The following is a 13029-nucleotide window of genomic DNA, read 5'->3' on the forward strand; positions in this document are numbered from 1 at the left end:
ACGAAGTGATTTTACAGGCTCGCTTCAGGTAGTCAGAGTGCATGTCAGCACATCTGAGGACTTACCTGGAGTTTCCAGAGAGCTTTCAGGTTCAATGGGGACAATGCAGGTTCAATGCTGGGATTGGGCTATCACTGGCGCCGATTAATAAGCCTTTACTGACGAATTTTGAATAATCGATTTTTAAATCGACTGGGTGTTGAAGAATGAGAGATGTTTTAACAAATAAAATTCCAATAATTGTTCTGGCATTGTTCTTTGCTGTATTACTGAGCGGGGTATTTCTTCCGGTTTACTCCGATGAAGTCATGACAAAATTCAGGGTTGCGCGGCTATTTCTGGAGGACGGAAATGCGGTTACCCTTTATCCACAATGCACAACAACTGCAGGGCGGACAGTTTCATGGGTATTTTATCCGGCCGGTATATTACTGTCGGCGATCTATGCCCACCTGGGTCCTTTTGGCTTGAGAGTGAGCGGTATTTCTTTATCGCTGATCTGGTTTGCCTTGCTCGCGTATTGGTGCTTGGCGCAGGCGCGTGATGTTGGAGGGGCTCTTCAGCGTTTCGCTGGATTGGTGGCGGTGGCTTCACTGGGCGTCCTACCCTATCTGTGGGTCTTGTCGCGCCCTGAACAACTTCTGATGCTGCCGATCCTGGTGCTTTGTTTGTTGGCGCTCTTCTTCAAGGAGCAGAAGTCTGCGCGCGCGCAGGTGGCAATGACTGTTGGGCTTGCATTGTTGCTGACATTATTTTTCTATGCTCACCCGAAGAGCATGTTCTATGCACCATTCGCGCTAGCGGCCGTGTGGTTCGCGACGGCAACGTACCACAAAGCGATTCGCTATGGCTTGTGGCTGTTCGTCGTGGTTCTGTGCATTCAGAACTTTCACTATTTCAGCGCGCTGGCGGGCTGTCAGGATGCGCCGAACATTCAAAAAATGCTGGCGGCCAACACATTGTTACCGGGTATGCTGTTCTCTGCACCAGCTGAGTTTGTCAGCGCCGCATACAATAATTTAATAAGCTTCCCTGACCGGGTGTTGATACATCTGACCTTTAATGCCACTTTTCAATCAGGCTGGCTGCCTCCTATGGTCGGTAGCTTTGAAGAGTTGCCGTACCTCAATCTTGCCATTTATTATTTTCTGTACGCGTTTATTATCGGAATCCACGTTGTAAGCATCCCGGTATTTCTGTTCCAAGTGGTTCGCCGCCAAGTGTCTGCGTCTGTGGTGCTGGCGCTGTTGTTGGTCGGCGCAGATTTGATCAATGCGTTTTTTTACAACATCCAGAATTTTTATGCAGGCATTCAATTCATGCCTGTGTCGATCATCATCACAGCCCTGTTGATGCATTCCCGACGCGCAGTGAAGCCGAGTAACATACCCACGCTAGTCGCCTATTCACTGTTGTTGCTGCTGTCTATGGCGTCGATGGTGACACTGTTAGCCCTCGTGACCCCTGACATCACACGCAACTCCTCCTTCGCTCAATCGAGCTTGCCCGGGCAGCCACTTTCGATTCCGGTGCTGGGGACTCAGCTTCACTTGGATTCAATCAACAAACTGGGGGCGTCATGTGGTATTCCTGCGGAGTCGGCAGAAAATGTCGTAGTGGACCACATGACATATTTTGCCTTTTTGCGCGACAAGAAACCGATCCACGTGCTCTATGTGTCTGAGATCGGCTACGGTGGCGACTTGAGTAACGGCAGGCTGCTGCCATTTCTCAAAGGACTGAATAGCCCAGGCCTGGTCACGCGTTGCGAATGGGTGCCGTCTGAATTCCGGCAGGCCCAGGAGAAGGACGATATGGGCTACTGCTGTGTCAATTTCGGCAAGATCTGACTAGCGTTACCGGCATTAGTGCCCTCGGCACCCCGGAAACGGGAGGCCGAGGGGGCTCGATCATTTCCTTGACCGTCACGCCCTTGCGATGGGCCTTGGCAATTGCACCAGGTTCGGCCAGCTCAGCTTCGCGCCGCTTGAGCCGGGCTTGGGTCGTGGTCTTGCGATCGAAGGTCTGGCTTTCCTGATAAACTGTCATACCCTTTTGCATGATGCGGATCTGTGCGGTGTACGCTGCAGAGCCATCCTTGCGCTTGCGAACGGTGATCGATCCCTTGGATTTTGCTACACGAGTGGTTTGCGTTGATACATAGCAGCAAGGCTCACTCAATATTAAGCAAAAACCGTAGTAAACCGTAGCAAATGAGAAGTAGCTAAATGCCGATGAAACCCACAGAAAACCTGGCCTATCCAGCAGATTCGGTATCCAGGAGGTTTTCTGTTGCACCCATGATGGATTGGACTGATAGACACTGCCGCTTCTTCCTGCGCCTCTTGTCAAAAAACGCCCTGCTCTACACCGAAATGGTCACCACTGGCGCGCTTCTCAACGGCGACCACGAACGCTTCCTGCGTCACAACGAAGCCGAACACCCGCTCGCCCTGCAACTCGGCGGCAGTGTTCCACTGGACCTGGCTGCCTGCGCGCGCATGGCGCAGGAGCATGGTTACGATGAGGTGAACCTGAATGTCGGCTGCCCGAGTGATCGGGTGCAGAACAATATGATCGGCGCGTGCCTGATGGGACATCCGCAGTTGGTGGCCGATTGTGTGAAGGCGATGCGTGATGCGGTGTCGATTCCGGTGACGGTCAAGCACCGTATCGGGATCAATGGCCGGGACAGTTACGAGGAGCTGTGTGATTTCGTCGGCACGGTGCGGGATGCCGGGTGCACCAGTTTTACCGTGCATGCGCGGATCGCGATTCTGGAGGGATTGTCGCCGAAGGAGAACCGTGACATCCCGCCCCTGCGTTATGACGTGGCAGCGCGGTTGAAGGCGGATTTTCCTGAGCTGGAGATTATCCTCAACGGCGGGATCAAGACGCTGGAGGCTTGCCACGAACATTTGCAGACGTTTGACGGCGTGATGTTGGGCCGCGAGGCGTATCACAACCCTTATGTTATGGCCGAGGTGGACCAGCAGCTGTTCGGCAGCGCGGCGCCGGTGATCAGCCGGGCTGAGACGCTGGCGCAGTTGCGTCCTTATATAGCGGCGCACATCGCAGCAGGTGGTTCGATGCACCACATCACTCGCCATGTGCTCGGACTGGGAACCGGGTTCCCGGGAGCACGCAAGTTTCGGCAGTTATTGTCGGTGGATATTCACAAGGCCAAAGAACCTTTGGCCTTGCTGGATCAAGCGGCGGAGTTGCTTGAGGGGCGTTAACGGTTAGCCGCTGCCCTGCGACCAGGCTGCATGTCCTGCAGCCTGGTGCAAGTGTCAGAGCGCTGCAGCTTCGGTCCAGTCAACCCAACCGAATACCCACGTTGCCAGAATCAGCAAACCGAATCCGATCCGGTACCAGGCGAACACGGCGTAACTGTGGCTGGCGATGAACTTGAGCAAACCACGCACGGCGATCATGGCGAAAAAGAACGCCGTCACGAAACCCAGCGCAAATACTGGCAGGTCGCCAGCCTGAAACAGATCCCGATACTTATAGCCTGAATACACGGCGGCACCAACCATGGTCGGCATCGCCAGAAAGAACGAAAACTCCGTAGCCGCCTTACGCGACAGGCCAAACAGCAACCCGCCGATAATCGTCGATCCGGAGCGCGAGGTGCCCGGGATCATCGCCAGGCATTGCGCGAAACCGACCTTGAGGGCGTCGGCCCAGCGCATATCGTCAACATGCTCGACAGACACCACATGTTCCCGCTGCTCGGCCCACAACATGATGATGCCACCCACCACTAATGCCACTGCTACAGTGATTGGATTAAACAGATACTCATGGATCTTATCGGCGAACAACACCCCCAGGACCACTGCCGGAAGAAAACCGATCAATAGATTCAAGGTGAAACGTTGTGCATTGCGTTGAGTCGGTAAGCCGGTAACGATCTCGAGAATCTTGCGACGGAACTCCCAGACAACTGCCAGGATCGCGCCCAATTGAATGATGATGTTAAAAGCCATGGCTCGCTCGCCGCCGAAGCTGAGCAAGTCCGCGACAACAATCTGGTGCCCTGTACTTGATATCGGCAAAAACTCCGTCAGACCTTCGACCATCCCTAAAACCAACACTGATATGGTTGTCCAAAGATCCATTAATTCCTCCCTCAACGACAAATACCCATGCGTCGACTTCGCTCTGATTCAACGCCAACACGAAAGTAAAGCGCATTAGACAAATTAATAAAACTCAATGTTATGAAATGTCCATGGTCAATACCACCAACATGAACGTTATATAACAGTTAATATTGGATAGTTCCGAGCCAAACAAGAGCAATCACTCGCACTTGAATCAACAAAGCCCTACCGCCCTCATGGCACCCAATCAAAAAAATCAAGCCGCGGGAACTTTAGCGGCATCCACGGTCGTATTGATGCGAAAAACCGGGACATCGGGACAAAAGATGGCACAATGACATGACTTGTCAGTCCGCGAGATTCCAATAGGCCATCAGGCCTCTTGAGCCATTGGTAAGCAAACGATCACGTGAGAATCACCAGCAACGTTAAAAAAAGGTAGCGACCGCTTGAAAAACGAGTGAAATATTACCAATTGTCAGTCACAACTGAGAATGGGTGCTTTAACATTCAAATGCCAGCACCCAGCCGAGTCAAAGCATGATGCTTACAGGGAAAATAACGACTACAGACCACAGCTACGCGAAGGAGGAGAAAGGTATTCTCACCGTTGGGCGAACCCACACGCTAGCTGAGGGCTTTAGGGAATTAGTCGCAAGCCACGTAGGCAAGGATATTGCCGTTGATGCAATGTGCTATAGCAACTCATTCAAAAGAAACAAGAATACTGATTCATACCGTGCAATTTTTATCGTAATCGACAGCCCTCAAGCATTTGTTGAAAGCCTCACCGCGGTAGAAAATATTCGCGTCGAAAATCTGGCGTCAATAATTTTCGTAGCCATCACCGGTAGAGGCACCTACAACAAGATGAAGTATTATTTTGCCGGGGCCGACTACTGTATTAATTGCGATACTTTTGCAGACAAAAAGTCTGATGTACTGTCCGAATTTTTTAACAGTCCAGAATGGCAAAAAAAGCATAATTTGCTTTTGGACCCCACTCGCATGTGCCTGATTGGCGAGTATAAAAAACTGGATGTATCGTTTGCAGAAATGAAAATTCTTGAGGCTTTTTCTCAGACCAAAAACCAAATATTGAGCCATGATGAAATCGCCAGGATCATGGGGCTGAATATAAATTTTTATGACCCAAGAGCCTTGGAAAAGTCGATCAGTCGCCTTCGCGGCAAAATAAAAGGCATGTATGGAACCAACGCCATTCAAAGTATCCGTGGGCATGGATATCGTTTAATCAGGGGTCTGATCTCGACAACCTGATTCTTAATGTAAAAGGGAGTTTCTGTTTTATGAACGCAACAGGGAGCGTGCGATTCTACGATCACGCAGAGCATTACCTGTCTCGACAATTGATCCTCACTCGGGATGACTGCCCGTTTGCCAGCGAGATCAGAATACATTTTGACGATTCTGCTTCCGCGCCCTGCGCGTCAGAGGCGTATCAGATGAGTGGGATCTACAGTGAAGTACTGATGCAAACCAGGCTGATTGCGTTCTCACTAAAAGATCGCGACACCACTAACGGGAGCAAGTACTTAAGCCGTAGTTTTGTTTGCGTAAAACAGTCGGACCTCGCCAACTCTGCGCTCACGGAAGAGTTGATACAGTCCGGCGCTGCTCTGCGCGAATTTGGCCAGACACTGGTTATCGCGCTCAATGAACTACCCCTCTCGGCAGTCAGCTTCGCAGAAAAAAAGAAAATCCTTCATAACGTGTATCTATTGAAAGATCACGGCATAGAAATCGCGCTCGACGATTACAACATCGACGATGAAAGTATCGAAATCTTTACAACCCTGAATCTATTCGACTATATAAAGATTTCCACTTCCTCTCTAGACTTGAGTCTCAAACTCAGCGGCAATCCAGAATTATTCAATCGCCTCCACGAACGCATGACCATGCTCACTCACAACACAAAAGTCTCCTTTATAGCAGACAGAGTCGAGCATGCTGCCAGCCATATACTGGCACGTGCGCTGCCCTTTGATTACTTCCAAGGGAGCCATTACTCCCCCGCCGACAACCTTTAAATCAACACCCAGATGTGCAAATCAGGAGAGAGCCATGGATAGCAGCACAAACCTCCCTAGAAAATACTTTGTCGTGGTTACTCACAACCCCGCACTACAACTAGAGCTTGAGGCATTACTGACCAGCAAGCGATATAACAGTTACGGCACGTCACAGGCAAAGATGTTTTATGAAGGCGTTGCCCCACCCACTTCTGCCCCCAAGCTTATGGAATTTATTTCCCCGCAGGTAGCCAAGATGGTTCCTCCGGTTATCAAGCATGATACCCAGCGCATCCTTTCGACGTTCAAGTCCGAATGGCAAGCAGTCCAATCCGTAACGAAATTTACTCACTTCACATCAACTGCGGACAACGCCAGAGATGACACCAGGGAATGCGTCTCCCAGGCGGCCAAACCGCACGCTCCACTGACTGAAACCTGGCGACTGAGCGATGCCAACGGCGCGCTGACCAAAGATGGCGTGGAGATTGCCTTGACTGGCCTGGAGGCCACGCTGCTGAAAAAAATGCTGCACCATGAAGATCGCGTGGTCAGCAAGGACGATCTTATCCGCAGCATCGGCAGAGAACCTGAACACTATCGGGGTCTCGAAATGTGCCTGAGCCGACTACAGGAAAAGTTTAAAAACGCCAGCAACGGCGAACGTCTTTTCCGTGCAGTAAGGAATCGTGGGTACTGCCTGATACAAAAAATCGTGCGCGTAAAAAAATCAGCCTGAACCATTCAGGCGTTCGCTCTGGCAGTGCAATACAACAATAAAAAAGCACGCCAATTTATCTCCCCCCCTCTCCACCCGCCCCCCTTCTAAAAAGCCGTGTTAATAAAGTTGAATCCAGACTATTTCTAACGCCGCTCTCGCCCAGATATATCAACCATATACACCGCCCACTCGTTAAAAGTCGTCAGACAGTGCTCCCCCTAATAACTTAATCTATCCATTGATGACGGCGCCGCCCTCTTGGCGTTTCGATCATCAATGCTCCGCCATCTAATATGAACAATAACTCTTATTTCATTAATTTTGGCTTTTGTCTGTCGAAACGCGAATGGACGTATTTTGGGGATAACGTATGGTTAACAATCTTCGTATCAATCGAAATACCACTCTCAAAGGACTGACCTTCTGGGGACAGTGGGCTCTTGGCCTGGGCTTTGTTGTTGCCCTATTGTTAATACTGGTTTATTACAAGACGGGTACGGTTGAGTTCTATTATCGAGTATGCGCAACCCTTACTGTACTTGCATCGGTTCCAGCCTATTCCTGGTGTGGCGTCTACGCCAAGAAGGACAACTACCTAGAGGGTCTGGTAAGACTTCTGATGGGTTGGTCAATGACACTGGCAGCGCTGGCTATTGTCGCCTTCCTCTGTAAGGCCAATGAACTGTTTTCTCGTCAAATCATTCTGATATGGGCTATCTGCAGCTACCTCGGACAGGCGCTGTTGTACGTCCCACTGCATGGTTTTTCGAAGTACTACCAACGGGCGCTTCAAGTTGAGCGCAGAACGCTGATTGTGGGTACTGGCGAGCTGGCACTGGGATTGGCTAACAAGCTTCGTGCCCTCGAGCACTTCCCATTGGTCGGCCTGGTAAGCTCCGACACCACTCCTTTGCTGGAGACCGGCGCACCACCGGTTGTAGGCCCGCAAGAGGAACTGCTCGAACTGATCAAGACTCATGACATCCGACGTCTGTACATCACGCTCCCCCTGAGCGAAGCGGTACAAATCGAAGAAATGTATGTCGACTTGCTGGATGCCCACGTCGATGTTGTCTGGGTCCCGGACTTGAACAGCCTGACACTGCTCAATCACTCGGTCAGTGATGTGGATGGCATGCCGGCAATCCACTTGATTGAATGCCCGCTTTCCAGCCAACCCACTGCCGCATTGAGTAAAAGCCTGTTCGATAAAAGCGTAGCGTTGATGGCCATTATCGCTCTAAGCCCGTTACTGTTGATCATTGGCCTGGCCGTCAAATTCACCTCCCATGGTCCGGTATTTTTCAAACAGGACCGCCACGGGTGGAACGGAAAGGTTATCAAAGTCTGGAAGTTTCGATCCATGCGCGTGCACGACGATCACGAGGTGAAGCAAGCCAGTCGTAACGACTCGCGGATTACCCCGATCGGGCGCTTTATCCGTCGCACTTCCATTGACGAGTTGCCGCAGCTGTTCAATGTATTGCAAGGTCATATGGCGCTGGTCGGACCTCGCCCTCATGCCGTTGCGCACAACAACTACTACTCCGGCAAGATTCTCGCCTACATGGCTCGCCATCGAATCAAACCGGGAATCACCGGGCTGGCTCAAATCAACGGTTGCCGCGGCGAGACCGACACCATCGACAAGATGCAGAAGCGCGTCGAGATCGACCTCAAGTACATCAATAACTGGTCGTTGTGGCTGGATGTGAAAATCCTGGTGAAGACGCCGTTCACCTTGCTGTCAAAAGACATTTATTGAGGGGACGCCTGCAGGCTAACCAGGGGACGCAAGCCATTTACCCAGTGCGCTTGCGCCGTCACTAGTGGCTGGGTTTTCCCAGCCATGCCTGCAACTGCACCAACACCGGCAGGTTGTTCCGCTGTCGACTCTCGTGGCGATACTCATCGCCAACTTCTTTTAAGTCTCCGCTCGATACCGTACGGCTTTTTGACCAGATTCAGGGCGATATCAGCACGCCCGGGCTTACCTTCAGGCAGGCGCAACGGCAGCAGTTGACCGCTAAAAAGTGGATACCGGGTAATCGCGTGACAACAAACACCGTATTAGCGAACGGGAGCGTCAGCCATGCCGTAAAGCTGCGGCCCTGGCCGAGACCGCTGCTTTCCTGGTGCTGCGACAAAAGCTTAATGCCTACGGGGGGGACTAAGACGACGGCAACTGACCTTGTTGCCAGGCGGTATCTGCTTGTTGATTGGCAGGCCGGGAGCAACGCTCCGTGTCAATGCTTACTGATACCAACCAAGGGCATGCTGATTCTTTGCTCACGTTGCAGCAATGTCATCAGGAGCAACACTCGCTGCTCGCCCTCCATCGCCAGGAAGATCGCTTCCACATCGACAAAAGGCCCCTCATTGATACGCACCCGCTCTCCACAGGCAAACCGAGCCTCCACTGGGGCTCCGCTATCGTGCTCATGAAGTTGTGCGATCAAGTCATCACCTACGGGTACCGGTTTGCCTCCAAAACTGACAATTCGCAATACACCGCGAGTAGAACGCAAAGGCGCCCAACTCTCACCTAAGCCGAGCTGGATAAACAGATAACCCGGAAACAGCGATTCGCGAACAACCCTCCTGCGCCCCTGCATATCACGCTCGCGCCGATGCGTAGGGCGAAAACAGGTATACCCCTGGTTAACCAGATTGATCTCTGCACGCTCGTCCTGGCTCGCCTTGCATTGCACCAAATACCATGCGCTAGAGGTGAGACTCTCAGGCAAGGTCATTTGAACAGCCGAAGCACTATGGATGGACACAATCAGCCCCTTCTGCACCTGTGTGGTCAAGTAGCTCCGTGGTTTTCTCATCGATCTTGCGACGAATTTCTCCCAAGGATGGAAATGCACCTGAAAAACGGAGTTGGCCGATCATGGAAACGTAACCCTTCAAAAACATACGAAACTTATTAGCAATACAGGAACGCTAGTGAACCCTTCGCCCAAGGCAAAACCCCGAACATCATTAGCATCAAATTACGTATCAAGACGTTTAACACACTCCAATACAGGACAACACAAAAAAGCCAAAAACGTTAAAAACCGTCAGGCAAGAACCGACGATGTTATTTAATATCTGGCTTTATATATGGAATTTTTTTTGCCATATGCTTTCAATACTCGCGTGGCATTTAATGGTTGATGTTGTCGTGGGTTGCCAGTTATGATTTTTAGCATAGCAACTGTCAAGCACACTCCAAGTCCGGATTCCAGCAGGCCAGAGTCTTCGCAGTCAAAAGCTTCATCCAGCACGGTAACTCCTCACGGAAAGAGGCACACACCCAATAGCTGCAAGCCGTCACAAAAGTGCCATTGAAGAAAAGCATAGTTTTAGTCTTTCCAATTGCACATCACCACAAGTGTGGAATTTCCAGGGAGGTTGCCTTGTTTAACAAGATTCTAATCGTTTGCATTGGCAACATTTGCCGAAGCCCCACTGCCGAACATTTGTTGCGAGCAGCACTGGGGCAGTCCGATATCGAAGTTAGCTCTGCCGGTCTTGGCGCACTACAAGATCACCCGATCGAACCCACCGCCCGGATCGTACTGGAAGAGCATGGCCATCTGCCAGAAGAGCACAAAGCCAATCAACTGACCTCTGCCGCCATCAGCGAATCGGATCTGATCCTGGTGATGGAGCAGTCGCACATAGACCGTGTTCTCAAGATCGCGCCTGAAGCGCGAGGAAAGGTCCTCTTGCTGGGCAAGTGGCAGAACAACCGCGAAATCAGCGACCCCTACCGTCAAGGCAAACCTGCTTTTGTGCATGCATACGCGTTGATTGAAGAAGCAGTAACCGCCTGGGCAAAGCGTCTCGCACGCTAAACCATTCCTCGATACCTGTTAAAAAAGAACTCACTTATGCAGCAAACTCCAGCATTAACCTCACATGACGATGATGAAATCGACTTGATGGGCCTACTCGGGACACTGGTCGATCATAAATGGTTGATTGCCGGGATCACTGCTGCCTCCATGGCCGTTGGCACGGCGTATGCGGTGTTGGCCAATCCTGTTTATCAGGCAACTGCCTTGATACAGGTGGAGGCCAAAAAAAATGACATGCTCGGCTTTTCCGATATCAACAGCATGTTGGGTAAAGAGTCACCTTCCGCCACAGAAATTGAATTAATCAAATCGCGCGCGATCATCGGCAAGGTTATCGACAATCTATCGCTCGATATTACCGTCGAGCCGAACCATTTTCCGGTGATCGGCGACTTTATTGCTCGTCGGTTCAAACCAGACGCTGTTAATACGGTCGCAACGCCATGGCTTGGCATGAACAGTTTTGCCTGGGGTGGCGAAACCCTGAAAATATTTCAGCTCGAGCTCCCACAAGAGCTCCTGAGCAAGACGCTTACATTGGTCACCGGTGAGAACGGTCACTTCACGTTGATGGATGAAGACGACAATGCCCTGATCCAAAGCCAGGTAGGCCAAGCCTATGAGCAGAACGGCATCAAACTGCAGGTCGAAGTGTTGCAGGCGAATCCTGGTACAACGTTCAGCATTGTGCGTGACCCACGTCTGACCAGTATTTTGAAGTACCAAAAGGTACTTGATGTATCAGAGCGCGGTAAAGAATCCGGCATGATCGGGCTTGCTCTTGAAAGCGAGAAACCGGCTGAAGCCATTCAAATCCTCAATGAAATCGCCAAGCTCTACGTACGGCAGAATGTCGAGCGGACTTCGGCCGAAGCCGCTCAAAGCCTGGAGTTTCTAAAAGATCAACTGCCTCAGGTCCGCAAAGACTTGGAGAAAGCCGAAAACGCCCTGAACAAGTATCAAATTCGCAGTAAATCCATCGATATCAGCCTGGAAGCCAAAGCCATTCTCGATCAGATCGTGGCGCTTGATACCAGCATCTCCGAACTGAAATTGCAGCAAGCGGAAATGGATCGCAAGTTTACCCGTCAGCATCCCGCCTATCGGGCCTTGCTCAGCCAATTAGGCGAGCTGACAGCCAAGCAGGATGGCCTCGCCAAAAAAGTCGAGGGCCTGCCTTCAACACAGCAAGAACTGCTTAGCCTCACCCGCGATGTAAAAGTCAGTACCGAAATTTATACCCAGCTCCTGAATAAATCCCAGGAACTGGATGTGATGCGTGCCGGCACCGTGGGCAACGTGCGCTTGATCGATACCGCCGATGTGGATCTGCTTAAGCCCGTTAAACCCAGGAAGCCACTGATCGTTCTCATCGCCACCCTGTTCGGGGCTTTCCTGGCGACTGCAGTGGTGCTTTTTCGCAGAGCCCTTAATCGTGGCGTGGAAAATCCGGATCAAATTGAACAGCTGGGATTACCGGTGTACGCATCCATTCCTTTCAGCACTCTGCAAAAAACTGAAGAAAGCAAAACCTTCCGAAGTGGCCGAGGCCGCGCTAACAACGCCGCCCCCATACTGGCCAGCAGTCACCCCACCGACTTGGCCATAGAAGGATTGCGCAGCCTGCGCACCAGTCTGCACTTCGCCATGCTCGAAGCCAGCAATAATCGCCTTATGATCTCCGGCCCGAGCCCCAAGGTTGGTAAAACGTTCGTTTCCGCCAATCTCGCTTCAGTCATCGCTCAGACCGGCCAGCGTGTATTGCTTGTCGACGTGGATATGCGCAAAGGGTATTTGCATAAAGTATTCGGGACCCCCGCTGAAAACGGGCTTTCTGATCTACTCGTCAAGCGCTGCGACCTGGCAACCGCGATCAATAAAACTGAATTCGAGCACCTTGACGTTATCGGTCGCGGACAAATACCGCCCAACCCTTCAGAACTGCTAATGCATGCAAACTTCAGTGCCTTTCTGGAGCAAGTCAGCGCCCAGTACGACCTGGTAATTCTGGATACACCACCGTTGCTGGCGGTGACGGATGCGGCGATTGTCGGTCGCCAGTCGGGTACAAGTTTGATTGTAACGCGCTTTGCGCTCAACCCGGTTCGTGAAATTGAATTGACCATGCGCCGCTTTGCACAAAATGGTGTTGATTTGAAAGGCGCCATTTTCAATGGTGTTGAAAAAAGAGCCTCGGCCAAATATGGCTATGCCGACTATGGTTATTACAACTACGAATATAAATCAGAGAACGTTTAGTTAATTAACTGCTGTCTATACCCCCGCTACCGTCGAGCAGTAATGAATGG

The 13029-nt window shown here is 51.3% G+C and carries 10 protein-coding genes and 1 pseudogene; 8 read left to right on the forward strand and 3 right to left on the reverse strand.

Annotated features, from left to right (window positions below; genetic code table 11):
• Nucleotides 1–206: 206 nt before the first annotated feature.
• Nucleotides 207–1850 carry a hypothetical protein gene (locus AC1RDQ_RS19845; protein ID WP_492587941.1) on the forward strand — a complete coding sequence of 548 codons (1644 nt, stop codon included), beginning with the start codon at nt 207–209 and terminating at the stop codon, nt 1848–1850.
• A gap of 55 nt (nt 1851–1905) precedes the next feature.
• On the opposite strand, the pseudogene AC1RDQ_RS19850 reads toward AC1RDQ_RS19845, so the two are convergent.
• Nucleotides 1906–2181, reverse strand: a pseudogene (locus AC1RDQ_RS19850) (hypothetical protein); the annotation flags it as partial.
• A gap of 53 nt (nt 2182–2234) precedes the next feature.
• Here AC1RDQ_RS19850 and dusA point away from each other — a divergent pair.
• Nucleotides 2235–3239 carry a tRNA dihydrouridine(20/20a) synthase DusA gene (gene dusA / locus AC1RDQ_RS19855; protein ID WP_492588006.1) on the forward strand — a complete coding sequence of 335 codons (1005 nt, stop codon included), beginning with the start codon at nt 2235–2237 and terminating at the stop codon, nt 3237–3239.
• 54 nt (nt 3240–3293) lie between these two features.
• Here dusA and AC1RDQ_RS19860 read toward each other — a convergent pair whose 3' ends face one another.
• Nucleotides 3294–4127, reverse strand: a complete 834-nt coding sequence (locus AC1RDQ_RS19860; RefSeq protein WP_057715616.1) for an undecaprenyl-diphosphate phosphatase — start codon at nt 4125–4127, stop codon at nt 3294–3296.
• Nucleotides 4128–4652: 525 nt separating this feature from the next.
• Here AC1RDQ_RS19860 and AC1RDQ_RS19865 point away from each other — a divergent pair.
• From AC1RDQ_RS19865 to AC1RDQ_RS19880, 4 genes are all read left to right on the forward strand, one after another.
• A complete protein-coding gene (locus AC1RDQ_RS19865) occupies nt 4653–5393 on the forward strand; it encodes a winged helix-turn-helix domain-containing protein (RefSeq protein ID WP_492587942.1) in 741 nt (246 codons plus the stop codon).
• Nucleotides 5394–5422: 29 nt separating this feature from the next.
• Entirely contained in the window at nt 5423–6166 is a 744-nt protein-coding gene (locus tag AC1RDQ_RS19870; RefSeq protein ID WP_492587943.1) for an EAL domain-containing protein, read from the forward strand.
• Nucleotides 6167–6200: 34 nt separating this feature from the next.
• Nucleotides 6201–6887, forward strand: a complete 687-nt coding sequence (locus AC1RDQ_RS19875; protein ID WP_090454167.1) for a winged helix-turn-helix domain-containing protein — start codon at nt 6201–6203, stop codon at nt 6885–6887.
• A 352-nt stretch (nt 6888–7239) separates the two neighbouring features.
• Nucleotides 7240–8634: an undecaprenyl-phosphate glucose phosphotransferase gene (locus AC1RDQ_RS19880; protein ID WP_090454165.1), complete on the forward strand. Its 1395-nt coding sequence runs from the start codon at nt 7240–7242 to the stop codon at nt 8632–8634.
• Nucleotides 8635–9115: 481 nt separating this feature from the next.
• Here the strand turns inward: AC1RDQ_RS19880 and rfaH are convergent, their stop codons facing one another.
• On the reverse strand, nt 9116–9622 hold the full coding sequence (gene rfaH / locus AC1RDQ_RS19885; RefSeq protein WP_154863131.1) for a transcription/translation regulatory transformer protein RfaH: 507 nt from the start codon (nt 9620–9622) through the stop codon (nt 9116–9118).
• A 654-nt stretch (nt 9623–10276) separates the two neighbouring features.
• Between rfaH and AC1RDQ_RS19890 the strand changes: the two genes are divergently transcribed.
• Complete coding sequence (locus tag AC1RDQ_RS19890; RefSeq protein WP_492587944.1) at nt 10277–10717, forward strand: low molecular weight protein-tyrosine-phosphatase; 441 nt, start codon at nt 10277–10279, stop codon at nt 10715–10717.
• A gap of 36 nt (nt 10718–10753) precedes the next feature.
• A complete protein-coding gene (locus tag AC1RDQ_RS19895; protein WP_492587945.1) occupies nt 10754–12979 on the forward strand; it encodes a polysaccharide biosynthesis tyrosine autokinase in 2226 nt (741 codons plus the stop codon).
• The last annotated feature ends 50 nt before the right edge of the window (nt 12980–13029 follow it).

This window comes from Pseudomonas sp. GW823-FHT02E01 (assembly GCF_058797535.1).